Below are 23,540 nucleotides of genomic sequence, written 5' to 3' on the forward strand. Positions count from 1 at the left end.
CCTTCGATTTGGTTGGGGTTTCGGTCGTGTGTGTCGGCCGGAGTAGCTATGCTAAAAGCTATGGAGCATCCTGCTTACAGTCAGCTGCGGCCGGTCACCCCGTCCGTAGGCGTTGTCCTTTGCCCAAATCCTGGTTATAGCTCGCTTGAAGGCACCAACTCGTGGGTCGTTCGAGCCGAGGGGGATCGGTGCAGTATTGTCATCGATCCTGGGCCCGCTGATGAAGGGCACCTCAATGTCCTTCATGGCAAAGCCGAAACCGTGGGACTTGTTCTTTTGACGCACCGTCATCACGATCACGCTGATGGCGCTGAGCGCTTCCGACAACTCACGGGAGCGGCTATCCGAGCGCAGCAAGCACCGTATTGCCATGGTGGCGATGTGCTGCGTGACGGCGAAATCATTGCTATAGACGGGGTAACCCCGCAGCTAGAAGTCGTCTTTACCCCAGGACATACCAGTGATTCGGTGTGTTTCTTTGTGTGGAGCGGTGTTCCGCACGAATCCAACCTTGAGGGGATTATTACTGGTGACACCATTGCTGGTCGCCACACCACCATGATCTCCGAAACCGATGGTGACCTTGGCCAGTATTTGAATACGCTGGCCCTGTTGGAGGAACGAGGTAAAGGGATTGCGCTGTTGCCTGGGCATGGCCCTGATGGTGACGATGTGGCAAGCTTTGCGCACTGGTATATCGAGCGACGTATGCAGCGCCTTGAGCAGATCAAGGAAGCGATTGCGCAGCGCGGCGCAGATGTGCCTATCAAAGAGCTTATCGACGCAGTCTATAACGACGTGGACCCCGTTTTGCGCGGTGCCGCTGAGCAGTCCACCCGAGTAGCGCTGCGCTACCTTGCACAACAGCAATAAAATCGCACAACACGAAAGGCAGGAGAAATGCCCCTGCCTTCGTTTTTGCTGTCTTGTGGCTTAGCGAGCGCGCTTTGCTAGGTGCTTGGTGTCTACAATCAACACGGACTTGCCCTCAAGGCGAATCCAGTTGCGGTGTGCGAAGGTAGCCAGAGCCTTGTTGACGGTTTCGCGGCTAGCGCCAACCAGCTGGGCGATCTCTTCCTGGGTGAGGTCGTGGTTTACTCGCAGGGCACCGCCTTCTTGGGTGCCAAAGCGGTTAGCCAGCTGCAGGAGGGTCTTGGCCACGCGACCGGGAACGTCGGTGAAGATGAGGTCTGCGAGGGAGTTGTTGGTGCGGCGCAGGCGACGAGCCAATACGCGCAGCAGCTGCTCGGAGATCTCTGGGTGCTCGGCGATCCACTGGCGCAGCATCTCAGAGTTCATCGTTGCTGCATGTACTTCGGTCACACAGACGGCCGAGGAGGTACGTGGGCCTGGGTCGAAGATGGACAGCTCGCCGAACATGTCGGATGGGCCCATCACGGTGAGTAGGTTTTCGCGGCCGTCCATGGAGTGGCGGGCCAGCTTAACTTTGCCGGAGGTGATGATGTACAGGCGGTCACCGGGCTCGCCTTCTTCGAAGATCGTTGCACCGCGTGGGAAGCGGACGCTTTCCAGCTCCTCGATCAGATTGTTTACGGCAATGGGATCTACGCCTTGAAAAATGCCAGCGCGGGACAGGATATCCTGTACACCTTCCACGTTAATACTCCTCTGATAAGCCGCCTAGCAACCTCTCCAGTCTGGTAGCTAACGCGGCGCCTAGCTGAGCCTCAACCTTTGGGTAGAAACGGAGAGATTTGTGGGTTGTGACTCATTCGGTTGTTTCCTAGATCACCATACTATGTGTTGAGTCACTTTTGCACCTCCCAAGTTGAATTATCACACTCGGTGTGGAATGGGGGGATTGCGGGGGTGAATCAAAAGCCGTGAACTATGTGAAAGTTTGATGTGCATAGTTTTTGCGTGGCTACGGTTACCCCCGAACGTGCCGTTTCTATGATGTGTCCTATATTGCTTTTTTCACACAATGCGATGGCCAACACATCTAGTTCTGGGGAGTCGGCTCCTATGGTGACATGATCGCCTTTTCCAAACGATCCATCCACAACAAAAAAGCCCCCAACACAAGCGGGACCACAACAACGAGCGCAAGAATCATAGGCATAGCCTAGCGCACTACCAACTCACGTTAAGGTAGTGGGTATGAGTAGACCTGACCTCGCCCAGCAGCCCACCACACTGGCGGTCAAGCGTCGCGCACGCGCTATCAATCGGGAATTGGCCAAAGCGTATCCCGACGCCCACTGTGAGCTGGACTTTAACAATCCACTCGAACTCACCGTCGCCACGGTGCTCAGCGCCCAATGTACCGACGTACGCGTCAATCAAGTCACCCCAGCACTATTTGCCAAGTACCCCACCGCAGAGGCCTACGCGAGCGCCAACGAAGCCGAACTGCAAGAAATGATCCGCCCCACCGGTTTTTATAAAGCAAAGGCCGCACACCTTATCGGCATGGGACAAAAACTGGTCACAGACTTCGGCGGTGAGATCCCACGTGGTCTAGAAAGCCTTGTCAGCCTGCCAGGAGTAGGAAGAAAAACCGCCCATGTAGTGCGCGGTAACGCCTTTGACATCCCTGGGTTGACCGTCGATACGCACTTCGGACGACTCGTGCGACGCCTAGGGCTTACCGCCGAGACAAACCCCGTGAAAGTCGAACACGAGATAGCCGATCTGATCGAGAAAAAACAATGGACCATGTTCTCACATCGGATCATCTTCCACGGACGTCGCGTATGCCATTCCCGCACCGCTGCATGTGGAGCGTGCTTCCTTGCGCCGCGTTGCCCAAGCTACGGGGAAGCAGGACCCACAGATCCGCTGCGCGCAGAAACTCTTGTTACCGGCGACAACCGCGAACACCTACTTCAGATGGCAGGTATTGGAAATGCGTAAAACAATCGTGGTGTCTGCCCTCGTCTTCGTCGCAGTCTTTGCCGCCCTCATTAGCATGATCGTGGGAAATAACAGCGAATCCACGACCGAGAACCTCCAAGAGGAAATCCAAAACGTAGCATCGCGCCCAGACTGCGAGGTCAGTACTGTTGCTGGCGTACAGCTCGACTGCCTCGGCGGTAATGCCCATGTGTCCGACGGAAATCCAAAAATAACCGTGGTTAATGTGTGGGCATGGTGGTGCGAGCCATGCCGTGCCGAGCTGCCCCTTTTTGATACGTTGGCACAACGTCACCCCGAACTGCGCGTGATCGGTGTGCATGCCGACACCAATGCCGCCAACGGCGCCGCATTGCTCAACGACCTCGGCGTTTCCCTGCCCTCGCTGCAAGATAATCACAATGCATTCGCCGGTACTTTAGGGCTCCCCAACGTGGTACCTATCACCGTTATCGTGAACGCGGATGGCAGCAAAGAAGCAGTTGTGCCGCGCGCGTTTAGCACCTATGAAGAACTAGAAACCGTAGTGATGGCCAAGGTGCACAAAGGATGACCGTGGATTTTCCGCTACCAGATGCTCCAGGACACAACATTGACCTGCGGCCAGAATTCGCCCCGCTGTGGCTCTCGCCCCTTGTAAGCGATGTAACCAACGGTGTTATCTGCGATCGACTACGCCGCGTTCTCGCCCCACCGCAACGCACGGAAACTACCAAACAAGCAGCCGTGCTCATGCTGCTCGCAGGAGATCCCCTCGCGCACACCTTGCCTAATGACGCCACCGTGCTTCTTACTCACCGTTCACCAACGATGCGATCGCACTCCGGCCAAATTGCCTTTCCCGGTGGCCGGATGGATCCCACCGACCATAATGTGGTCGATTGCGCGCTGCGGGAAGCGTGGGAAGAAACCGGTGTGGATCGCATGAGCGTGACACCTCTAGTCACTTTTCCCATGCTGCACATCCGCGCTACCGGATACCCAGTGCACCCCGTGCTGGGCTATTGGCACACGCCGAGTCGCGTTGGGGTGGTAAGCTCCAACGAAGCCGACTCTGTTGCCGCAATCCCCATTGCGGAATTAGCTGATCCCAGCAACCGGCTCACCGTGGAATTTGACCGTTGGTCTGGTCCCGCGTTCCGGATCAACGACTTTATTATTTGGGGTTTTACCGGCGGACTCTTAGACGCAATGCTCTATCAAGCGGGATGGGAACAGCCGTGGGAATCGCACAAGCACTACGATCTATACGACACCCTTGCTCGTTCCCGGAACAACGAGCGTTTGACGTAATGCAGGAAGGCACGACACGACAGTGACACCCGGAATGACAGTCGACGCTGCCATCGTGATCGCGTTAGTGATCGCAATTTTTACCGGCTGGCGGCAAGGCGCAGTATCCTCCGTGCTTTCAACCCTTGGCGTTGTAGCAGGGCTTATCTGTGGCGCAGCAGCAGCTCCCTTTGTGATGGGACTGACCGAGCATGTAGCCCTGCGGTTCTTGCTAGCCCTAGGTACCGTGATTTTGCTGGTTGGCGTGGGCAATCTCGTTGGTGGAATTTTAGGAGCCCAACTTCGGGATCATTTCTTGTGGAAGAAAACCATGTGGATAGATTCCGCGATTGGTTCCGTGTTCCAAGCATTGGCCACTCTCTTGGTGGCGTGGCTGGTATCAATTCCGCTGGCCACAGGGCTAAGCGGTGGCATATCGCAGGGGATTAAAAACTCTGAGATCTTAGGGTTCGTGGACCACGGTGCACCTTCGCAGTTGTCTGCGCTGCCGTCGAAAATCTCGGCGATGCTTAATGAGAGCGGCCTGCCGCCGCTGGTGTCGCCATTTATGGAAAAGCAGCACTCCAGCCAAGTGGAAGCGCCCGCTATCAAGGTGTCGGACACTGCGCTGGTAGAACGCCTGCGGCCCTCGGTGATCCACGTGCTGGGCGAGTCGGAAGAATGCAGCCGACGCCTGATGGGATCTGGCTTTGTTGTCGACGCCACCCACGTGATGACCAACGCCCACGTGGTAGCCGGAACCGAGCGCGTCAGCCTCGACACCGTGGTGGGCATGGTCGACGCCACCGTGGTTTATTACAACCCGCAGCTCGACATCGCCGTGCTCGAAGCAGAGGGGCTTAACCTGCCCGCACTGCAGTGGGCACCCGAACCTGCAGAAACTGGTGCGGATGCTATCGTGATGGGCTTCCCAGAATCGGGCCCCTTTGAGGCAGCACCGGCACGTATCAGCGACCGCATCATCATCGCAGGCCCCGACATCTACGCCAACGGCCGTGTAGAGCGCGAATCCTATACCGCACGTGGCAGCATCCGCCAAGGCAACTCTGGCGGTCCCATGGTGGATGCTGAGGGCAACGTCATCGGTGTGGTTTTCGGCGCCTCCGTTGATGCCACAGATATTGGCTATGCCCTCACCGCCAAAGAGGTACTCAATATGGTAGGCGATACCAGTGCGCTGCACACCCCCGTGACCACGCAGCAGTGCGTGGTGAACTAAAGAAGTTTGAGCACCTGGGCAACAAAAGCTGCTGGATCTTCTAGATGCGGACGCATTCGCGTGCTGGGGATACTGAACGTGTCAAAGTCCCCAGTGCAGCGTGATGCTGCACGTCGTGCGAGGTAGCGGGCGTAGGGTGTGGCGTCGATAAGCACGTGCGTTGGGGCCGTGACATGCTGCGATGCCCACTTCAGCGGCGGCACATTGACCACATAGCGTGAGGTTTTGGCCACCGCGGGGAAGGTGGAATCAATGGACATGGCGAGGCGACGTAGCGCTAGTGTGTCCGCGAATTTGGGGCTTGCTTGGAAGCTTAACGACGTCCACCGCCGTAGGTCGCGCTCAACCCACATATCCTTCAGACGCCACAGGCACTTACTGAGGACTCGGGGGAGTCGAAGCATTGTAGTCATGCTGACCGGATAGGTAAAAAGCCACGGTCTGTCGATGATGGCGCGGCGCATATCAAGGGGGTGAATCGCGCCCATGGTGGTCAACGAGGCAACGTGGTGCGGGTAGTTCGCAGCAAGCAGCCACGCAATCGCGGCACCGGAACCGCAGGCGATCACATGCGCGGACTCGTGGCCCAAAGTACGGATCGAGCCGGCGATGTCGCCAGTTGCGAGGTAGTGATCGTAGCCCGTAGGCGGCTTGTCGGAGAGGCCGTAGCCACGGAAATCAATGGCGGCAACATGAAAACCCGCTGCCGCAAGGGGGGCGAGGCATTCTTTGAAATCGAACCAGCCGCCGAAAGAATCGTGGAGCAGCACGATCAGGGGATTGGTGGGGTCGCCAGCAGTTGCCGCATGCAGGCGCACGCCACGGGTATGGAGCATAATATGGCTAAATGGCCCGTCGAGTTCCACAACATGTGGTGAGATCGGCGCTGGTGGAACCTTGGGGGAGTGGTTGCTGCGCCTAAAAAACGCCGCCATATCGGGGTGGCTCCTTCTAAATAACATAACAACGCCCCGAAAACGGAGGCGTTGTTAGATCAATGAGCGTGGGGCTTTAACTGTGCACTAGCTGTAGAGGCCGCGGTTGCTTGCCTCGAGCTTTGCCTGAGCCTTACCTGGGACAAGTTTTTTCAGCTCGTTAACGGAGTTGATCGTCTCCTTTGGCTTGCTGATCTTCTTGACCTTCTTAAAACCAACCAGCGCAAGCACACCGGCGAGAACCAGCATGAACAGGAACACGATCAAGAAAGCAGCCCAGCGTTTCATCCACGAGTCGAGTAGCTCGGCGAGGAAAAAGAAAAAGAAGAAAGAGCTGTACAAAGCGATGGTGCCGGCAACGCCGAACATGCCGCCGCCGATCACACCCTTTTTAGTCTCAACGGCAAGCTCGGTCTTAGCGAGCTCGACCTCCGCGCGGAACAAGGAGGACATTTGCGCGGTGGCATCGCTAACCAAGGAACCAATGGATCCCTTGTTGGTGGCATCTACATCGGTCAGCGGAATTGCGTTGACCTTCGCCTCGAACGCGTCATTGCCCTCGGTGAAAAAGCCCTTGTCGTTGCTCACGGGTCGATCCCTCCAGATCATTGATTTAAAACAGTTATCCCCAATGTTGCCACGAATTTGCGCCGAGGGTGAATTTTGTGGGCTAATTGTTGTCGTTTCGTAGTCTTAGCGAGGATCATGGGCAGCTATGAATGGTTTGCTCGACCGAGAAGACATCCGCACCCTGCTCGCCGAAGCCGAGTCGGCAATCGCTGCTGTACACCGTCGACCAGTAAGTTTGCGCCGAAGTGACCTTACCAGTGCTGAAGGCGTGTTCAGAGGTGCGCGCAGCAGCGCTCAGTTAACGCCACAGATCAGTGAGCAACACCATATCAGCGCCTACAGCGTGCTGGCCCCCGATCATATTGCGCGCAGCTCCACGACTTTTGTGCGTGCACCCCTCCAACTGCTTGCGCGTATCGACGTCCTCAGCGGTGGCACCGGAAGGCCAGAACAGGGAAGTGCTGCATTGCAATCCTTAGCGGGCTTTATTTCAGCACGACCACATTCGGGACTTGGCCCCGCCGTAGTTCATGGTGAGATCCTTGCCCATGCCCCTTTTGGCTCACGCTCTGCGATCGTCGCACGCGTGGCTTCCCGAGTCCTTGCCTACGGTTTGGGTTTTGATCCGCGTGGGCTCTGCGTTCCCGAACCCTACCTACGTAGACACCACGAGGACTATCAAAGGTGTGCTGACCACTGGGCTGACAATGCCGATGCAGCCACAGACTTTGTCGCTTTACATCTGCGTTCTTGGATCGCGGGTGCAGCTGAGGCGGAGTCTATCGCTGCGGCCGTTTAGGGATTTTATACCTGTGGGTCACTGGAATTGCGCTTATTCCACCACATCACAGAGCCAACCACGGCTGCTACGCCAGCTGCTACGCCGGTGGATATTTGGAGATCGCGTTTAGTGGGTTTGCTAAAAAGGGCCACCGGATTTTTAAACGTATGGATTTCCCAATCGCGATCAAGAGCGACTTTTTTGAGGGTGCGGTCGGGATTGACGGCTCGCGGGTTGCCCACGGCCTCAAGCATGGGGAGGTCGGTGATGGAATCGGAGTAGGCGAAGCTGTGGTCCAGTTGATAGCCGCGCTTGTCGGTGAGATCAAGGATGGCTTGCGCTTTAGCTGCACCTTTGCAATAGAACGGAACCTCGCCGGTGAATTTGCCGTCTACAACGGTGAGCTCTGTTGCCACTACTTGGTCGACGCCGAGCTCTGCGGCGATTGCTTCTACGAGGATCCGAGCGGATGCGGAGATGATTACTACGTCATGGCCGGCTTCTTGATGCATGTGAATGAGGTCGCGAGCTTCGGCATAGATGGCGGGGGCGACAACGCTGTGAAGAGTGTCGCTGGCGATCTCACGTACTTGTTCTTCGCTCCAGCCGGTAATGAGATGGGCGAGCTGGTTTTTGGTGTGATCCATTTGTTCGCTGGAGTAGCCAGAAAACATGTATGTTGCTTTGGCCATGGACATCTGCAGAGCCTCGGCGGGGGTAATGAGCCCCGAGTGCATAAACTCCCGCCCGTAGGCCAACGCGGAGGACGTGGCAATGATGGTCTTATCGAGATCGAAGAAGGCCGCGATGCGGGGCTGGTGGATATCCAGCTGGGGTGCATTCATAAAGGTCAGGGCCTCCTTGGGGTTGCTGTGTCCAGTGTTTGTGATCACCAGTGTATGCGCTGTTGTGTCAGGGCGGTAGGTGGGGTTTCGTTGCTCGGGCTAAGAGGTTGTGCGGGGGTGTCTTAGGCCCGCCCATGAGAAGGTGAAAAAATCGAGGATTGCTCATTTTGGTATTCTATGCCATAATACGTGTGCAAGGCCCCGATATACAGTGCGGCCTGCCCCGGCCCGCCCCCCCTGTGGCCGGGTGGCGGTTCGCGCACACCCCCCGAGCGCGAACCGCCCTTAATTGTTTTATGGGGGTGTTTTCCCCAAAGTATCCTGCATCTTCTGGTGGCTTTGGCTGATATATGGAAGTTATCCACAGAAACGCTCATTTTGTGATCCAAATCACTTGTTGGTGGTGGGTTATCCACAGGGTTTCCTGAGACGTTCTGCGCGCTGGTGTGAGAAGCCGGCACACTGCGGAGCATGAACACACCACACCCCAGTGCGCCTGTCCTCGTTGCAGTAGCCAACCCCACCGTTCACCCAGAAGCGCTCCACATCGTAGCCGCTACAGGGCGTGAATGTATTGACACCACAGATCCACGCGAGATTAGTCGCCATGCTCACCGCGTGGCAGCGGTGCTTGTCGACGCCACCACTGCGCCACATATGGCAAGTCTTCCTCCGAATACGCGGGTCATGTACCTCGAAGCAGAACCTGGCCCTATTGATTATGAAAAGGCCATGAAAAGCGGCGCTGAGCTAGCTGTTATCGTGCCGGCTCAATCCCCAGAACTTTTAAAAGCATTAGGTAGGCGGGATGTTGCGCCGCGGGCTGGGAAATATCCCGTGATCGCTGTGATTGGTGCGGCGGGAGGCGCGGGGACGTCGACACTGTGTGCAGTGCTGGCCGCGGACTACCGTGAGGCTCTGCTGATTGATACCGAGCATTTTTCTGGTGGCATTGATCTGCTGCTGGGTAAGGAAGACGATCCGGGTATTCGTTGGGACGACGTGCCTGATAGCGGCGAGAAAGTCCCTGCCTCGGAATTGCTAGCCTCGTTGCCCTGTATGGAGCCGAATGTACGAATCCTTGCCGCTACGCGCGATAGCGTGACGCTCGTAGCGGAACAGCAGTTGCGCGGTGTTGTGGAAAGCGTGCGCGGAACATGTCCCATCATTATCGATGTGCAGCGCCACCATGTGCTGCTGGAATCGTGCGTCGATCTGGCGGATCTTGTGGTGTTGCTCGTGCCGGCTGAAATCCGTTCCGTGGCCGCTGCGGCGCAATTAGTGCCATGGTTGCGACGTCGCAAAGTAGACGTGGTGGGCGTGCTGCGTGAACGAGCGTGGGCGAGCGTGGACCGCGAGGAAGTAGCCCGCGTTACCGGTGTAGACATCGTGGCGACGGTCCCGACCATCAAGGGGTTACCGCGCGAGGTGGAGCTTGGCGGAATGGCCACAATACCGCGGGCGTTGCGACGCCCCCTCGCGCAACTGAGGAGTCATATCGATGGGTGACCAGCGGCAACGCATTGCAGAAGAAGTGCAACGCTATGTGGCAGAACATCCCGATGCGGCAGCGGGAACCTCGCTGGCGCAGGTGGTGCGGCGTTATGCCGGTGGCGTGATCGGTGACGTGGAGGTCCTCGAGATCTTGCGGCAAATCCGCCACGACTCTGTCGGTGTTGGCCCGCTGGAACACGTGCTAGCGATTCCAGGAGTGACCGACATTGTGGTCAACGGGGTTCATGGTGTGTGGTTCGATCGCGGCCGTGGTTTGGAACAAGCGACACCATATTTTGATGATGAGGGGGAAGTAATGCGACTGGCGACGCGGCTACTTGTAGCATCTGGGAATCGATTAGATAGTGCACAATGTTATTCCGATGGTCGCATTACGCGTGACGACGGCAGCAGCCTTCGCGTCCATGCTGTCCTTTCACCGCCATCAGAATCGGGGCCACTGATCTCTATTCGCGTGCTACGTCAAGCAGACGTGAGCATGGCGGATCTTATAGCGCACAATACTTTTACAACGGAGGTGGCACAGATTCTAGAAAACTTGGTGCGCGAACGACGACCGTTGCTGATCGTGGGTGGAACTGGCAGCGGGAAAACTACATTGCTCAGCGCACTGCTAGCCACCGTGCCTCACGACCAGCGCATTATCTGCATCGAAGACACCCCAGAGTTACAGCCGGTGCATCCCCATGTGGTCAAGCTGATCTCAAGGTCTAGCAACACCGAAGGCCGTGGTCACATCACCATGACTGACCTGCTGCGCCAAGCGCTGCGCATGCGTCCAGACCGCATTGTCGTCGGAGAGATTCGCGGCGCAGAAGTTGTAGACCTGCTGGCGGCGCTCAACACGGGTCATGATGGTTGTGCGGGCACCTTGCATGCCAACTCCTTGCGGGAAGTTCCCGCGCGTTTAGAAGCCCTTGCCGCCGTGGGTGGATTGGATAGAAACGCACTACATTCTCAGCTTGCCGCGGCACGTCCCGTGGTGATCGTCATGCGGTCGACACCGCGGGGGCGGCGGTTGCATCAAATCGGTGAACTAAGTGGTAACCCAATAACGCCACATGTGATCTGGGAGGAGACATGAGTATGTCTTTCTTCTTATGCGCGTTGGCCTGTGTTGTTCCTAGCATGCGCTGGAAACCCATTGTGTGCAATAAAATAGTGGGCCTTGCGGCTCTCGTATTGCTGCCCATCATGCTGGTGATCTGGGAGCCGGTTATAATCGCAGCAGTTCTTATCACTGCAACGGTGATACGCACCGTGATGGGAATTCGGCGCAGCCGGGCAGCTCGTACCACCCAAGAAGCACTCAGCAGCGCACTTGGTATCATCGCCGGTGATCTACGCTGCGGGCTTGGCACTTGGGATGCGCTAGCGCGGGTAGCCCAAGAACCCACAGCGCATGCACCTCTTGCAGCCGCGTGCGCTGCTGCTGCTCGACGTGCACGCGCTGGCGGATCTGCCGCCGACGTTCTAGCCGACTATTCTCACTGCATTGCAGGCCTCCAGCGGGTCGCTAGGGTATGGAAGCTATCAGAAACCCACGGTATTAGCGTGGTGCCCCTTGTAGAACAGCTCCACAATGAAATCGATGACCGCCTGCGGCACCGAGATCGCACCAAAGCAGCACTTCAAGGAGCGCAAGCAACCGCAATTGTGCTGAGCCTCCTGCCACTTTTTGGGCTAGGAATGGGCATCGGCCTAGGCGCACCCGTCCTAGAATTCTTACTCAACAACGGCATAGGCCAAACCCTGCTCATCGTAGGAACAGCACTGCAATGTGCAGGGCTGCTCTGGTCGCAAGCCTTAATCAAGGCGGTGGGATAATGCTATCGCTTAGCGCATTCATCCTCGCAGCAGCAATTTTCCTCACCAACCCGCCACCGCGAATGAGCACCGACACCAAGCTGGCACTGCCATCGTGGCTATCGGCACTTATGGCCTACAACCAGCGACTACGCACCCGTTGCGACTACCATGCTGCCGCAGAACAACTCGACATCTTCGTTGCCGCATCGCGAGCAGGATTATCCCTTGCCCAAGCATGCGCAGCAGTGGCAGCAACCACAAGCTCTGCGGTAGACGCAGAACCATGGCGACAGGTAGCAGCCATGGCCTCCTTAGGAGTGCCCATGTCGCGAGCATGTACACCATTAGCAAACACCGAGGGGCTCGTAGCAGTCGTCGCGGTCATGCGAGCAGCAGATGCGTCGGGAGCATCGATCGCTGCCGGCTGTGAACGAATTGCTCGGTCCCTGCGCGACCATGCAGTCGACACCTACACCGCCCAAGCGGAACGCACCGGAGTGCTTATCGCCCTACCACTCACGCTGTGCTTTCTGCCCGCATTCTTCCTCCTAGGGCTCGCCCCAGTAGCGATCAGCCTAGGCATGGACATCCTCTAAAAAACACCGAAAGGAACCCCATCATGTTGAGCACCATTGTGACCCGTTTTCGCCTTCTCAACAGCGACGATAGCGGTATGACTACCATCGAATACGCATTAGGGGCAGTGGCGGCTACCGCCCTTGCCGGCGCACTATACCTCGTCGCTTCCAGTGGGGCAGTTGCCGATGCGCTGGAAGGTATTATCACCAACGCACTCAACAACGCACCGGGTAAATGACCACCCTAGAAGCCGCCATCGCAGGGACTAGCGTTATTGTTCTCACCGCCCTCATGAGTACAGGCATCGTCACAATAGCAGCCCAGATCTCTGCTATCGACCAAGCAAACGCCGCTGCCCGCGCCCATGCCATCGGGGTACCGTACACACCCTCGCGAGGCCACATAGACATCGACGCCACCGGCGACATGGTTACCGTGCACGCCCATGTGGGCTCCCCGCTGGGGATACGTAGCGCCAAGGCGAGTTTTCCCAAAGAGATGATGCCATGAACCTGCTAGACAACGACCATGGCAACGCTACCGTCGTGGGTGCAGGCGCAGCACTGTTTCTGAGCGCAATGTTCTTTGCAATCGTCGCGCTTGCAACCCGAACAGTAGACACGCACCAAGCCCAGCTAGCAGCAGACATGACAGCTGTGGCCGCAGCATGGGCGCATGCCCAAGGCCACGACGCATGTGCGCAAGCGCGAGTCGTAGCCGCAGCTCATCACGCAGAACTAGCCGAGTGCACAATCGATGGCGAGGACGTGGAACTCACCACGTCCGTGCGGGAGCAGCGCGCAACCGCACGAGCTGGGCCTATCGGGGAGTAACACCCAGCATCGTGCACATAGCCCCCAGTAGTGCAATGGCACCCGCCTTGCTCAACGGATCATTGCCATTGCCACACTTGGGTGATTGCACGCACGATGGGCACCCCGACTCGCACTGGCAGGAACGGATGGCCTCAAACGTGGTGGCAATCCACTCGGGGAAGCGCTCGTAACCGCAGTCGGCAAATCCTGCACCCCCTGGGTGACCGTCGTACACGAACACCGTGGGCAGGCCAGTATCGGGATGCTCCGCGGTTGACACCCCACCAATATCCCATCGGTCACAGGTGGCAATAAGCGGCAACAAACCGATCGCCGCATGCTCGGCGGCGTGCAGCGCACCAGGAACGTCGGTAATGCCCAACGAGTCCAACACGAGAGGATCAACGGTGTACGCCACCGCGCGAGTAACCAATGTCTGCGGTGACATCTGCAGCGGCACCATTGCCAGCACAGACCCATCAGACGCCTTCATGGTGTAACCCACCACGCGGTCGGTAACCTCCACCACCAAGTTGGATACCCACAGGCCAGGGGCTGGATTACACACCTTATCCACCTCACCCAAGATGCGAATATCAGTGGTGGAACGCGCAAACGTCTGATAATCCGGCTGACCCGGAACCGCCAACGCCACTTGGTCATCAAGCTCTTCGATAACAAAAGTCTCGCCTTGGTGCAGATATACCGCGCCGGGATGGACTTGGGAGGCCGCGCGTGCACCGTCAATGGTGCCAAGGAGACGGCCATCGCTACGGTCCACGATGGCAACATGGTGGCCGCTGCCGCGCAGACTAACCAAGGAATGGGCAGGGGGCTGGCCTGGTTGTTCTACTGCAAACCACCCGGTAGGGCGGTGGCGCAGGTAGCCGTCGTGAGCTAACTGCTGGGCTACCCCACGTGCGTTTAATGCGTCGATCTCGGCTTCTGTGAGCGGAGATTCTGCCGCAGCACAATACAGGTGACCACTTAAAATGTGTGGGTTGTGGGGGTCGAACACGATCTTTTCCATCGGTCGACCCAACAAAGCTTCGGGGTGGTGAACAAGATAGGTGTCCATGGGGTCATCGCGGGCAACCAGGGTGACCAGCGAGCCTTGGCCGCGTCTGCCGGCGCGACCTGCCTGCTGCCAAAAACTGGCAACGGAGCCTGGGTAGCCGGTGGTCACCACGGCGTCGAGGCCACCAACGTCAATACCAAGCTCCAGAGCATTGGTGCTGGCCACGCCCAGCAGGGTGCCGTCGTCAAGCTTGCGTTCAAGTGCCCTACGATCCTCGGCGAGGTAGCCTGCGCGATACGCTGCGACTCGCGAAGCAAAGTCGTGTCGGCCATGGTAGGCGAGCTCTTCAGCGCAGCGCAGTGCCACCACCTCAGCCTGCCTGCGCGAGCGCACGAAGGTCAACGTGCGCGCGCCTGCAGCGATGAGCGTGGCCATGATGCCCGCCGACTCCGTGGATGCGGCACGACGAATCGGAGCGCCGTTTTCGCCCTCTGCACCATCGACAAAACCCGGCTCCCACAGCATGACAGTGCGCGCCCCTGTGGGGGCACCGTCCTCGGTGACAGCCACGACGGGCTGGCCGATCAACGTACTGGCATGGGCCGCGGGATCGTTGCTGGTGGCCGACGCCAGCATGACTGTGGGAGTGCCGCCGTAGCGCGCTGCGAGGCGCAGAAGTCGGCGGATGACCAGCGCTACGCCAGCGCCAAAAACGCCACGGTAGGAGTGGCACTCATCGATCACGATGAAGCGGAGGTGTCGGAAGAATCTGGCCCATCGCTGATGGTTTGGCAAAATGCCTGTGTGCAGCATGTCGGGGTTGGAAAATACGAAACGGGATTGTTCGCGGATGCCGGCGCGGGCATCGGTGGGAGTGTCGCCGTCGTAAGGCGCGGGGTGAACCCCTGCGAGGGTATCCACGTTTCCCACAAGCGACATCACGTGGGCAAGCTGGTCAGAACCTAATGCTTTGGTGGGGGTGAGATACAGTGCGCATGCCTGGGGGTCTTGGCTCATGGCCGACAGGATCGGCAGCAGGTAGCTCAATGATTTGCCCGACGATGTGCCGGTGGCAACGACAACATTGGTGCCAGTCCACGCTAGATCGGCTGCTTGGGCTTGGTGGGAATACAGCTGCGCGATGCCACGACGTTCCAACTCCTGTTGTAGCTCAGGTGCTGTCCATGCAGGCCATGGCAGGTAGCGGGCGCTACGCGGCGGGATGTTTTCGATGTGCGTGCATGTGGAATTGGGGTAACGCTGTGCCACGGATTCGGCGAGTTCTTCGCCCAATTGGTACCCCATAAAGGGGCTACTACTGCTCATGTGTGACCTTTGCCTCGTCCATGCTGACCTGCAACAATCTACCAGTTGAGAAAAATCCCTGTTTTTGTTTGGGAAAACGTGACACACTTGGGTCTGGTCGCCGATCTTGGCAACGGGGCGAACCCCCAGCGCTAAGAGGCATTTTTACGAAGGTGATCTGCGGGTCTTTTTGCTATTAAGAAGCCTCGTCGTGTTTCCGAAGTGTGAGGATGAACGGCTCCCACTGCAATTTCGGTATTCACCGATAGTTCTAGAAGTTAGGTTTTTGTTATGGCACAGGGAACTGTGAAGTGGTTCAACGCTGAAAAAGGTTTCGGCTTCATCGCTCCGGAGGACGGCTCCGCTGACGTCTTCGTCCACTACTCCGAGATCCAGGGCAACGGCTTCCGTACCCTCGAAGAGAACCAGAAGGTTGAGTTCGAGGTCGGCGAGGGTGCCAAGGGTCCTCAGGCACAGCAGGTTCGCGCTATCTAATTAGCTCGTTCACGCTAGCTACAAGAAGTCTTAACGTCCAACATTGATTGGAGGTTAAGACCTTTTTGTCATGTCTAGGGGAAAGGTCATTGTGTGCGCTAAGCTTATCTCTCACTGTCTGTTGAAAAACGAATCATTTTCAATAGAAAAGAGCGCCCCTAGGAGGACACCATGGAAGCCCCGATAGTGAGTATGCGGGACGTAACCATCGAAACAACTGGTGGCGTCCGTCTTGTCCACGTCGACGAACTCGACATCTTTCGTGGCGACACCATTGCGATCACCGGCCGTAGCGGCTCTGGAAAAACCATGCTGTTACGTGCGTTATGCGGTGCGCACACCGCGGGCATTACCGTGCAGGGAAGCATTCAGCGTGCGCAGCGAGCAGCGTTGATTATGCAGGATTCCTTGGGGTCGCTTAATCCGCTGGTGCGTTGTGAAAAACAGGTGCGATTGATGGCAGGGGATCCACACGCGGCTCGCCAGGCGCTAGCGCACTGCGGAATCACCCCTGAACTGGCTCGTCGTTATCCGCTGGAGCTTTCGGGTGGGCAGCGGCAGCGCGTGGCTATTGCAGGGGCGATTGCCTCTAACCCTAAGCTTTTGCTTGCCGACGAACCCACCTCCGCACTGGATCCCGTAGCAACGCTGGCGGTGGTTGACGCACTACGAGCTTTTCAGAGTGCTACGGGCGGTGCCGTGGCGATCTCAACGCACTCGATGGGAGTGGCGCGCCGCCTAGGCAGCCGACGCTTCCATGTTGCCGAAGGGAAAGTGACCCAACTATGAGCACATCTGCACTCGTCGAGTTTCACGGTGCCAGCGTGGAAGAGCGCGTAACAAACCTGAGTTTTAGTGTTCACACTGGTAACAAACTCGGTGTGATCGGCCCTTCTGGGTCTGGTAAAACCACCCTGATTTCCCTTATCACGGGCATGCTCAGCCCAGATTCCGGATCAGTGGATATCCACGCCAATGTAGTCGGCTACATTCCACAAGACCCAGGCTCATCACTGTGCCCGCGCATGACGGTGGCCGAATGCATTATCGAGCCACAGGTGATCCGGCTGCGTGGCCACGCCGATAAAGCCCGTGAGCTGCACCGGTTACAAGAAAGTATTCCCGTCATGCTCACTGCACTGGGGCTAGAACCAGAAATCGCGCAGCGCACACCTCGGCAGCTTTCTGGTGGGCAGCGGCAACGGGTGGCTATCGCACGGGCTCTGCTAGGAGAGCCGGAACTCGTGATCGCAGACGAGGCATTCTCGGCACTGGATCAAGACACCGCACGCCTGTTGCAGGATCTGCTGTTGGGGTCGTCGTCGACAGTAATTTTTGTCTCGCACAACGTCACCGCTCTGCGTGCCACCTGCGATGACCTTCTCATCATGATGGACGGCACCGTGCGCTATCACGGCCCAGCCGACAACGTAGACACCACTGATCCCGAAGTGGCCGCATTTTTGGCGGCAGCAAAGGAACTCGCCCAGTGACCCGTGCCAAACTACCCGTCCACATTACCTTCCTGCTGGTCACCCAAATGATGTTTAGCATTGGGTTTTACCTCGTCGTGCCATTCCTAGCCGTGCAACTATCCGAAAACCTAGGTGCCTCGGGCGCCATAGTGGGACTAGTGCTAGGAATTCGCACCTTTAGCCAACAGGGACTGTTCTTCTTCGGTGGTGGGTTAGCAGACAAATTTGGCGCAGGCCCCATCCTGCTGATCGGCGTAGCTATCCGAGTGATCGGGTTTCTTATCGTCGGCATGGCCGAAACCGTCACGCTGATGACTCTCGGCGTAGTTCTGATCGGTTTTGCCGCAGCATTGTTCTCGCCGGCCGTGGAGTCCATTTTTGCCGCCGAAGGCCACCGCCTAGAAAAACTTGGTGTGATAACCCGCGCACGCCTTTTTGCCCTCGACGCAGCCTACTCCCGCATAGGAACACTGACCGGTCCCGTGATCGGCGCAGTGCTTATCCCCCTAGGATTTGCCACCGTTTCTATCGCAGGCGCAGCCATCTTTGGCAGCATCTTTGTCATACATCTCGCGCTGCGCCGCACATGGACGGCCTCAACGCAACCACAACGCACACACGCCCCCAGCATGGTGGCGGTATGGGGTGAGGTGATTCGCAACAAGAAGTTCGTCGTCTTCGCACTGCTGTATTCCACCTACTTGCTGGCCTACAACCAGCAATACCTCTCACTTCCGGTGGAACTGCGAAGGGCGACTGGTTCCGACGAGGCACTGGGATGGTTCTTTGCCGTCTCGGCAGTGTTCGTGATCGCCTTGCAATCTCGGGTGACACGCTGGGCGGAGCGGCAAGCAGCCGCTGCAGCGCTTGGGGGTGGGTTCGGCCTTATGGCTTTGAGCTTTGTGGTGGTTGCGGTGGCGTCGATAAGCCTCGAGTTGGAGGGGTGGATCGCCTATGTGCCAGCAGTCGCCATGATGATTTTGCTGCATACAGGCATCATGATCGCCGTGCCGATCGCACGCGACCTCGTCGGCGACCTTGCAGGAAACAACAATCTTGGATCCTATTACGGATTCCTCAACAGCTTCGGCGGGCTGGCGGTGCTACTCGGATCACTCACCGTAGGAGCAACACTCGACCACGCCGAAACCACACAACCGATGGCCGCCATCCCGTGGCTCATCATGGTTGCAGTACTCGCCGTCTCCGCAGTGGGACTGGCACAACTGAAAGAAAAACAGAAAGTAGACATCACACAATGAAGAAAAAACTCGGCCTCGCAGTAGCAACCCTCGCCGTTGCTACCACCTTGAGCGGCTGCTTCACCGACGCTGGGCAGGCTAACGACGACGCCCTGCGCGTGGCACTACAGTTCAAGCCCGTCGCAGACTTCTCGCCGTACTCCGACGACGCCGTGCTCAACCTGCGCATGGGTGCCGTGGAAACCCTTGTCACCCTAGACGAGGATGGCAAACTCAAGCCCGTTCTTGCCGAGAAATGGGAGATGAAAGACGACCGCACCGCAGTGCTGACCCTGCGCAAGGACGTTAGCTTCCACGACGGCTCCAAACTCACCGGCGAGGTAGTGAAAAACGCCCTTGACCATGCGCTTTCTGCCGCAACTCGCCCGAAGGGGCTGGGTAAGGCTGATCTGAAGGTCGAAGCCACCGGTGAGTCCGAGGTGACCATCACCGCACCAGAAGCCGACCCGATCCTCGTGCAGCGCTTCACCGCCCCAGGTGCCGCCATCTTGTCCAAGGATGCCTACGCTGGCGAAAACCCAAACCCGTTCAACCACGGCACCGGCCCCTTCAAGCTAGTGAAGAAAGAATCCGATGGTTCTGTTAGCGCCGAGGCGTTTGCCGACTACTGGAATGGCACCCCAGAAACCAGCGCACTGAAGGTGTCCTTTATCGAAGACGGCGCCGCCCGCGCCAACGCCTTCCGCGCCGGGGACTTCGACGTGATCAAGGGTGTGCCAGTGGTTGCGCTACCCGAGCTTTCCGACGCCCACATCACCGATGTTCACCTGCCACGCGCGGTATTGATGCACCTCAACGCCGAAAAGGGTGTGTTCGCGGATACCGCGCTGCGCACCGCAGTTGCTGGGGCTATCAAGACAGATGCGATCGTAGACAAGATCTACGAGGGTAAGGCCAACAAGGCCGAGGGCTCCCTGTTTAACCTTGATGCGCAGTGGGCTCAGAAAGCGAAGCCGCTTGCCGGCGCATCTGCTGACGCCACCATCGGCAAGGGCAAGACCGTTCGCCTCGCCACCTGGGACTCCCGCGCTGAGCTGCCGGAAACCGCGAACCTCATCGCTGACCAGCTGCGCGCCTTGGGCTTTAACGTCGACATCACGGTTGCCGATTACGCCTCCCTAGAAAACCGGCTTCTCGACGGCTCCTTCGACGTCGTGATCGGTTCCCGCAGCTACATGATCGGTGCTGGCGACCCCGTTGCTTTCCTTGATACCGACTTTACCTGTGAGGGCAGCTACAACCTGTCGCGTCTGTGCGATCCAGAGATCGACAAGAAGATTGCCGCAGCCAAGAGCGAGAAGGACCTCGATACGCGCCACAAGGATGCCGCAGCAATTGGCGCAGACGTGGTAGCAACCGGCTCTGTAGTGCCACTCGCACACGAGCAGCTGCTTGTGGTGTCCAAGGACGTGGAAGGCATCGCTGCCGACCCAATGGAACGCTCCCTGATCACCGAAAAGACCAAGAAGACCGCTAAGAAGTAAATGACCATGAGATCGCCTCGCACCCTCGCCACGGTTGTTATCGCTGTGGCAACCTATGCGCTCGCTTTGGTAGCCACCGCACTATTGCCCTGGTTTACCGGCCGCGAACCCGCTTTCGCTGTTCTTCGAGCCCGTGAGCGCGAACGCGAGGCGACTCCTGAACTTCTTCAGGCCATCCGTGAGCAATTTGATCTCCCACGCACCCCGTGGGAATCAGTATCCCGCTGGTTTGTGGGAGTCGCCCGCGGTGACTTTGGTACCTCCTGGGTCAACCCAGCACAAGGTGCATGGTCCCAAGCCACACACGGCTTAGGGATCACCGCCACGCTAACCTTTGTCTCCACTGTTTTGTGCTTGATCGTGGCGTTGCTCATCGTGATGCCCCGAATCGCAGCCGCTGCCCGCGGACGACGTGGGGGAGTAGCAGCCTCGCAGTTTTTAGCAGCCCTAGCAGCGCTTCCTGACTTTGTGGTGGCCGTGATCTTGTTGTGGCTGTGTGCCCTGACGCTGCGCATCCTGCCAGTGGGCGGGTGGTCCTCGCCCGCACACATGGTGCTGCCCTCCCTCACATTGGGAGTATGTGCCGGTGGCGTGTACGGCAGAGTGCTGCTCATCACCGCAGATTCTGCCTCCCAAGAACCGTGGGTAGAGGCATGGCGTATCAATGGCGTTGCGCACAGTCGGATCACCCGCGCACTGCTGTGGCGTAGTTTTGTCCCCACGATTCCACTGCTCACACTCTTTTTTGCTGGCACCCTTGCCAGCACTGCGGCATTAGAAGTGACCTTTAACATCCCAGGGTTTGGGCGCACTGTTGTCGATTCTGCCTTGAATGCGGATCTGCCGGTGCTGCAGGCGGCAGTATTTGTGGTGCTTGTGGTGGGCGCGTTAAGCGGAATTGTGGCAAATACGCTGCGCCGAATCATTCTGCGTCGCCTCGAAGGCGATGTGGCGGGCGTGTCGCTGAGCACCGGCACGACGGCCACCAGCGTGGTGTTTGACCGCGTGATCCTCATTATTGCGGCGATCCCACTGGTTGCTGTTGCCGCAGGCATGATCCGCAGCGCAGCGATCAACACCGATGACCGCTTTGCCAGCTATTCGGCAGCGCACCCCTTGGGTGCTGACCAGCTAGGCCGTGACATCTGGGCACGGCTTGCCGACGGCTTCACGTACTCCATCGGCGTGGCCGTCCTCGTAACCGCGCTTTGTGCCCTCATTGGCCTGATCGCAGGGCATTTAGGCAGCTGGGTGCTCCACATGGGCGACGCCCTCAATGCTTTCCCAGCAGTCCTCCTCGGCCTCATTCTTGCCGGTGCCCTAGGGCCTTCTACCACCACAGCTGCGATCGCCGTGCTGATCGTCGGCTGGATCCCGCTGGCCTCCCACTGTGCGGCGGTTGTTCAAGAAGCCCGCGCTAGTGGACACTACCGCTACGCAGCAACCATGGGTGCAAGCCGATGGCACCTGCTGCGCCACCATGTGCTGCCTTGGACCACCCCCGCCGTTATCCGGCACGCTGTGGTGCGCATTGCCCACAACGCTATCTCCCTAGCCGCGTTGGGCTACCTTGGTGTCGGAGCAAGCGTTGGTAGCCCCGACTGGGGAGTGATCTTAGAAGAATCTACGCACTACCTAGAGCGCGCACCGTGGATGGCCCTTGGTCCGATGTTGTGCTTGGTGGCCCTAGGAGTTGTAGCTGTGGTGGCTACGGACAGCGTGGGGCGTCGACAAGCGTCTAGTTATCACCAGCCTGAATAATGTTGCGCAACATGGTGGGAAATATCACGGCATGGAAAGGAAGAAGCGCTAGCCAGTACACTCTGCCAAGCAGTCCTTTGGGGAAATAAACCGCCCGCTGTCGAAGTTTATTGCCGTTTATGGTGAACTGTAGCCAAGCTTGCCCAGATGCTCTCATTTCTGCACGGAGAGTGAGTTGTTTTTCAGGGATGACTTCCTCGACTCGCCAAAAATCTACGCGGTCGCCAACTCGTAGTCGGTTGGGGTCACGGCGTCCTCCTAAGCTGGGTCCGCCGATGCCCTCAATTACTCGCCACACTTTAGCTGGTTCTGAACGAAAACTCTGTTCTTGAACGTCGCTATAAACGGTACGCCCTGTCCATTCCGGATCAGAAGGAAGATGATCTGTGGAAGAAAGATTTTCCAGCTGCTGTCCCAACTAGATAGCACCCCCATGCTTTCTTGTTGGAGTGCGCGGCGCACTGAAGTGGGGTAGTCGGTGAGACCACTCGGTGAATCAGGGAGATAGTCGCGGATTGAACGGTTGTTGCATATGGCATCTTCCTGCATGGATTGTGCAAGCGGTTGTGCAAGGCTCAACGGAGCTGGAGTTATAGCTGCAATCCAGAGTCCGGAAAGGGTGTCGAGGGGAGGGAGATTGGTAGGGACACAATGGTGCGACGTAAGCCGCGGATCTTTCCATATAGTCGCAGAAGGTCCGCAAACGTGTATGTATGCCCGCCTCCGATATCGAATTCTTCATTGATTGGTTTAGGTAGATCAGCAGCTTTGACGAGGTAATAGAGGGTGTCGCGGATACTAATAGGCTCAATTTTATTGTTGATCCATTGTGGTGCCACCATGATGGGGAGGCGTTCGGTGAGGTGACGGATCATTTCAAATGAAGCGGAACCTGAGCCAATCAACGTAGCGGTGCGGAACGTGATAGTAGGTACAGTGGCGGAACCGAGGATACGAGCAACGTTTTCCCGTGAACGCATATGTGGGGATAATTTATTGAGCTCTGTGCGGGGGTGCAGACCAGAAAGGTAGATAATTTGACGCACCCCGTTGCTATGAGCAGATTGGGCTACTTTAGATGCAATCTTTGATTCCAATTCCTCAAAGTTTTGCGTACCGCCCATGGAATGGACGAGATAGAAAACAGTATCGACGTTCTCAAAGAGCCGATTGACGTCTTCAGATACGCTTAAGTCTGCTTCAACGGCTTCTACTTGGTCATACCAAGGAAAGTGCTTCAAACTTGAGAGACTGCGTGAAGTAGCACGCACATTAAAGCCAGCACTGAGTAATTCGACTGCTAACCGAGCACCGACATAGCCTAATGCTCCCGTGACTACGACGCGTCGTTCGGCATGTCGGGCTTTCAGATTCAACGTTGGGGTGATGGTGGAGTTCATAATTGGACAGTGGACGTACTAAAACATGGCATGCTTCCCCCACTTGAGTACCCGAGTTGGACAAATGTGCGTAGTAGACCCGTACTATAAGGAGCCAACTGC

24 protein-coding genes and 1 pseudogene are annotated in these 23,540 nt (G+C 57.6%); 19 read left to right on the forward strand and 6 right to left on the reverse strand.

All coding sequences use genetic code 11. The annotated features are described in order from the left end of the window. Window positions 1-48 precede the first annotated feature (48 nt). A complete protein-coding gene (locus tag ABMV07_RS01420) occupies window positions 49-873 on the forward strand; it encodes an MBL fold metallo-hydrolase (RefSeq protein ID WP_088267998.1) in 825 nt (274 codons plus the stop codon). A gap of 60 nt (window positions 874-933) precedes the next feature. On the opposite strand, the gene glxR is transcribed toward ABMV07_RS01420, so the two are convergent. Next, entirely contained in the window at window positions 934-1,617 is a 684-nt protein-coding gene (gene glxR, locus ABMV07_RS01425) for a CRP-like cAMP-activated global transcriptional regulator GlxR (RefSeq protein WP_088267997.1), read from the reverse strand. Window positions 1,618-2,121: 504 nt separating this feature from the next. On the opposite strand from glxR, the gene nth reads away from it, so the two are divergent. From nth to ABMV07_RS01445, 4 genes are read left to right on the forward strand one after another with little or no spacing between them, the layout of a single operon-like run. After that, complete coding sequence (gene nth, locus ABMV07_RS01430) at window positions 2,122-2,877, forward strand: endonuclease III (protein WP_196977731.1); 756 nt, start codon at window positions 2,122-2,124, stop codon at window positions 2,875-2,877. Beyond that, a complete protein-coding gene (locus tag ABMV07_RS01435; RefSeq protein WP_197690108.1) occupies window positions 2,870-3,430 on the forward strand; it encodes a TlpA family protein disulfide reductase in 561 nt (186 codons plus the stop codon). Before nth ends, ABMV07_RS01435 begins: the two co-directional genes overlap by 8 nt. Next, window positions 3,427-4,170 carry a CoA pyrophosphatase gene (locus tag ABMV07_RS01440; RefSeq protein WP_197688810.1) on the forward strand — a complete coding sequence of 248 codons (744 nt, stop codon included), beginning with the start codon at window positions 3,427-3,429 and terminating at the stop codon, window positions 4,168-4,170. Before ABMV07_RS01435 ends, ABMV07_RS01440 begins: the two co-directional genes overlap by 4 nt. Before the next feature lie 34 nt (window positions 4,171-4,204). Next, complete coding sequence (locus ABMV07_RS01445; protein WP_088267993.1) at window positions 4,205-5,389, forward strand: MarP family serine protease; 1,185 nt, start codon at window positions 4,205-4,207, stop codon at window positions 5,387-5,389. On the opposite strand, the gene ABMV07_RS01450 is transcribed toward ABMV07_RS01445, so the two are convergent. Together ABMV07_RS01450 and ABMV07_RS01455 are read right to left on the reverse strand one after the other, a co-directional pair. After that, the gene (locus ABMV07_RS01450; RefSeq protein ID WP_088267992.1) at window positions 5,386-6,324 is read right to left on the reverse strand and encodes an alpha/beta fold hydrolase; all 939 of its coding nucleotides are present in this window, start codon (window positions 6,322-6,324) and stop codon (window positions 5,386-5,388) included. The two genes, ABMV07_RS01445 and ABMV07_RS01450, sit on opposite strands and share 4 nt — an antisense overlap. An 87-nt stretch (window positions 6,325-6,411) precedes the next feature. After that, the gene (locus ABMV07_RS01455) at window positions 6,412-6,912 is read right to left on the reverse strand and encodes a phage holin family protein (RefSeq protein WP_088267991.1); all 501 of its coding nucleotides are present in this window, start codon (window positions 6,910-6,912) and stop codon (window positions 6,412-6,414) included. Between the two features lie 127 nt (window positions 6,913-7,039). On the opposite strand from ABMV07_RS01455, the gene ABMV07_RS01460 reads away from it, so the two are divergent. Next, window positions 7,040-7,693: a hypothetical protein gene (locus ABMV07_RS01460; RefSeq protein WP_088267990.1), complete on the forward strand. Its 654-nt coding sequence runs from the start codon at window positions 7,040-7,042 to the stop codon at window positions 7,691-7,693. 5 nt (window positions 7,694-7,698) lie between these two features. On the opposite strand, the gene ABMV07_RS01465 is transcribed toward ABMV07_RS01460, so the two are convergent. Beyond that, window positions 7,699-8,520 (reverse strand): HAD family phosphatase, encoded by an 822-nt coding sequence (locus ABMV07_RS01465; RefSeq protein ID WP_162495025.1) that lies wholly within the window; start codon window positions 8,518-8,520, stop codon window positions 7,699-7,701. 471 nt (window positions 8,521-8,991) lie between these two features. Here ABMV07_RS01465 and ssd point away from each other — a divergent pair, with 471 nt between their 5' ends. From ssd to ABMV07_RS01500, 7 genes are read left to right on the forward strand one after another with little or no spacing between them, the layout of a single operon-like run. Beyond that, window positions 8,992-10,029 (forward strand): septum site-determining protein Ssd, encoded by a 1,038-nt coding sequence (ssd, locus tag ABMV07_RS01470; protein ID WP_088267989.1) that lies wholly within the window; start codon window positions 8,992-8,994, stop codon window positions 10,027-10,029. Further along, on the forward strand, window positions 10,022-11,119 hold the full coding sequence (locus ABMV07_RS01475) for a TadA family conjugal transfer-associated ATPase (protein ID WP_088267988.1): 1,098 nt from the start codon (window positions 10,022-10,024) through the stop codon (window positions 11,117-11,119). The genes ssd and ABMV07_RS01475 overlap by 8 nt, the downstream gene beginning before the upstream one ends. Continuing rightward, window positions 11,116-11,862, forward strand: coding sequence for a type II secretion system F family protein (locus ABMV07_RS01480; protein ID WP_197692115.1), 747 nt, complete (start codon window positions 11,116-11,118; stop codon window positions 11,860-11,862). Before ABMV07_RS01475 ends, ABMV07_RS01480 begins: the two co-directional genes overlap by 4 nt. Then, complete coding sequence (locus ABMV07_RS01485) at window positions 11,862-12,440, forward strand: type II secretion system F family protein (RefSeq protein ID WP_197688827.1); 579 nt, start codon at window positions 11,862-11,864, stop codon at window positions 12,438-12,440. Before ABMV07_RS01480 ends, ABMV07_RS01485 begins: the two co-directional genes overlap by 1 nt. A 23-nt stretch (window positions 12,441-12,463) precedes the next feature. Next, a complete protein-coding gene (locus ABMV07_RS01490; RefSeq protein WP_088267985.1) occupies window positions 12,464-12,661 on the forward strand; it encodes a DUF4244 domain-containing protein in 198 nt (65 codons plus the stop codon). Next, window positions 12,658-12,933, forward strand: coding sequence for a hypothetical protein (locus ABMV07_RS01495; protein ID WP_088267984.1), 276 nt, complete (start codon window positions 12,658-12,660; stop codon window positions 12,931-12,933). Before ABMV07_RS01490 ends, ABMV07_RS01495 begins: the two co-directional genes overlap by 4 nt. Beyond that, window positions 12,930-13,256: an Rv3654c family TadE-like protein gene (locus tag ABMV07_RS01500; protein WP_088267983.1), complete on the forward strand. Its 327-nt coding sequence runs from the start codon at window positions 12,930-12,932 to the stop codon at window positions 13,254-13,256. Before ABMV07_RS01495 ends, ABMV07_RS01500 begins: the two co-directional genes overlap by 4 nt. Here ABMV07_RS01500 and ABMV07_RS01505 read toward each other — a convergent pair. Then, the gene (locus ABMV07_RS01505; protein WP_197692113.1) at window positions 13,243-15,582 is read right to left on the reverse strand and encodes a DEAD/DEAH box helicase; all 2,340 of its coding nucleotides are present in this window, start codon (window positions 15,580-15,582) and stop codon (window positions 13,243-13,245) included. The genes ABMV07_RS01500 and ABMV07_RS01505 overlap by 14 nt on opposite strands. 270 nt (window positions 15,583-15,852) lie before the next feature. Between ABMV07_RS01505 and ABMV07_RS01510 the strand changes: the two genes are divergently transcribed. The 6 genes from ABMV07_RS01510 to ABMV07_RS01535 all read left to right on the forward strand — a co-directional run bounded on the left by ABMV07_RS01510 (window position 15,853) and on the right by ABMV07_RS01535 (window position 22,038). Then, a complete protein-coding gene (locus ABMV07_RS01510; RefSeq protein WP_003850453.1) occupies window positions 15,853-16,056 on the forward strand; it encodes a cold-shock protein in 204 nt (67 codons plus the stop codon). Between the two features lie 171 nt (window positions 16,057-16,227). Further along, on the forward strand, window positions 16,228-16,845 hold the full coding sequence (locus tag ABMV07_RS01515; RefSeq protein ID WP_196981308.1) for an ATP-binding cassette domain-containing protein: 618 nt from the start codon (window positions 16,228-16,230) through the stop codon (window positions 16,843-16,845). Further along, window positions 16,842-17,549 carry a dipeptide/oligopeptide/nickel ABC transporter ATP-binding protein gene (locus tag ABMV07_RS01520; protein ID WP_197690130.1) on the forward strand — a complete coding sequence of 236 codons (708 nt, stop codon included), beginning with the start codon at window positions 16,842-16,844 and terminating at the stop codon, window positions 17,547-17,549. Before ABMV07_RS01515 ends, ABMV07_RS01520 begins: the two co-directional genes overlap by 4 nt. After that, on the forward strand, window positions 17,546-18,793 hold the full coding sequence (locus ABMV07_RS01525; RefSeq protein ID WP_088267979.1) for an MFS transporter: 1,248 nt from the start codon (window positions 17,546-17,548) through the stop codon (window positions 18,791-18,793). The genes ABMV07_RS01520 and ABMV07_RS01525 overlap by 4 nt, the downstream gene beginning before the upstream one ends. After that, entirely contained in the window at window positions 18,790-20,277 is a 1,488-nt protein-coding gene (locus ABMV07_RS01530) for an ABC transporter substrate-binding protein (protein ID WP_197690131.1), read from the forward strand. The genes ABMV07_RS01525 and ABMV07_RS01530 overlap by 4 nt, the downstream gene beginning before the upstream one ends. Continuing rightward, window positions 20,278-22,038, forward strand: a complete 1,761-nt coding sequence (locus ABMV07_RS01535) for an ABC transporter permease subunit (RefSeq protein ID WP_197692112.1) — start codon at window positions 20,278-20,280, stop codon at window positions 22,036-22,038. On the opposite strand, the pseudogene ABMV07_RS01540 reads toward ABMV07_RS01535, so the two are convergent. Further along, window positions 22,016-23,438, reverse strand: a pseudogene (locus ABMV07_RS01540) (SDR family oxidoreductase). The gene ABMV07_RS01535 and the pseudogene ABMV07_RS01540 overlap by 23 nt on opposite strands. Between the last annotated feature and the right edge of the window lie 102 nt (window positions 23,439-23,540).

Source organism: Corynebacterium belfantii, from assembly GCF_041898185.1.
In the GTDB taxonomy this organism is placed as follows: Bacteria; Actinomycetota; Actinomycetes; order Mycobacteriales; family Mycobacteriaceae; genus Corynebacterium; species Corynebacterium belfantii.

Bases quoted from the DNA above. Each gene is read 5' to 3' on its own strand.
- ABMV07_RS01420 (WP_088267998.1), top strand. From the start codon at position 49: ATGCTAAAAGCTATGGAGCATCCTGCTTACAGTCAGCTGCGGCCGGTC.
- nth (WP_196977731.1), top strand. From the start codon at position 2,122: ATGAGTAGACCTGACCTCGCCCAGCAGCCCACCACACTGGCGGTCAAG.
- ABMV07_RS01435 (WP_197690108.1), top strand. From the start codon at position 2,870: ATGCGTAAAACAATCGTGGTGTCTGCCCTCGTCTTCGTCGCAGTCTTT.
- ABMV07_RS01440 (WP_197688810.1), top strand. From the start codon at position 3,427: ATGACCGTGGATTTTCCGCTACCAGATGCTCCAGGACACAACATTGAC.
- ABMV07_RS01445 (WP_088267993.1), top strand. From the start codon at position 4,205: ATGACAGTCGACGCTGCCATCGTGATCGCGTTAGTGATCGCAATTTTT.
- ABMV07_RS01450 (WP_088267992.1), bottom strand. From the start codon at position 6,324: ATGGCGGCGTTTTTTAGGCGCAGCAACCACTCCCCCAAGGTTCCACCA.
- ABMV07_RS01460 (WP_088267990.1), top strand. From the start codon at position 7,040: ATGAATGGTTTGCTCGACCGAGAAGACATCCGCACCCTGCTCGCCGAA.
- ABMV07_RS01465 (WP_162495025.1), bottom strand. From the start codon at position 8,520: ATGAATGCACCCCAGCTGGATATCCACCAGCCCCGCATCGCGGCCTTC.
- ssd (WP_088267989.1), top strand. From the start codon at position 8,992: ATGAACACACCACACCCCAGTGCGCCTGTCCTCGTTGCAGTAGCCAAC.
- ABMV07_RS01475 (WP_088267988.1), top strand. From the start codon at position 10,022: ATGGGTGACCAGCGGCAACGCATTGCAGAAGAAGTGCAACGCTATGTG.
- ABMV07_RS01480 (WP_197692115.1), top strand. From the start codon at position 11,116: ATGAGTATGTCTTTCTTCTTATGCGCGTTGGCCTGTGTTGTTCCTAGC.
- ABMV07_RS01485 (WP_197688827.1), top strand. From the start codon at position 11,862: ATGCTATCGCTTAGCGCATTCATCCTCGCAGCAGCAATTTTCCTCACC.
- ABMV07_RS01490 (WP_088267985.1), top strand. From the start codon at position 12,464: ATGTTGAGCACCATTGTGACCCGTTTTCGCCTTCTCAACAGCGACGAT.
- ABMV07_RS01495 (WP_088267984.1), top strand. From the start codon at position 12,658: ATGACCACCCTAGAAGCCGCCATCGCAGGGACTAGCGTTATTGTTCTC.
- ABMV07_RS01500 (WP_088267983.1), top strand. From the start codon at position 12,930: ATGAACCTGCTAGACAACGACCATGGCAACGCTACCGTCGTGGGTGCA.
- ABMV07_RS01505 (WP_197692113.1), bottom strand. From the start codon at position 15,582: ATGAGCAGTAGTAGCCCCTTTATGGGGTACCAATTGGGCGAAGAACTC.
- ABMV07_RS01510 (WP_003850453.1), top strand. From the start codon at position 15,853: ATGGCACAGGGAACTGTGAAGTGGTTCAACGCTGAAAAAGGTTTCGGC.
- ABMV07_RS01515 (WP_196981308.1), top strand. From the start codon at position 16,228: ATGGAAGCCCCGATAGTGAGTATGCGGGACGTAACCATCGAAACAACT.
- ABMV07_RS01520 (WP_197690130.1), top strand. From the start codon at position 16,842: ATGAGCACATCTGCACTCGTCGAGTTTCACGGTGCCAGCGTGGAAGAG.
- ABMV07_RS01530 (WP_197690131.1), top strand. From the start codon at position 18,790: ATGAAGAAAAAACTCGGCCTCGCAGTAGCAACCCTCGCCGTTGCTACC.
- ABMV07_RS01535 (WP_197692112.1), top strand. From the start codon at position 20,278: ATGACCATGAGATCGCCTCGCACCCTCGCCACGGTTGTTATCGCTGTG.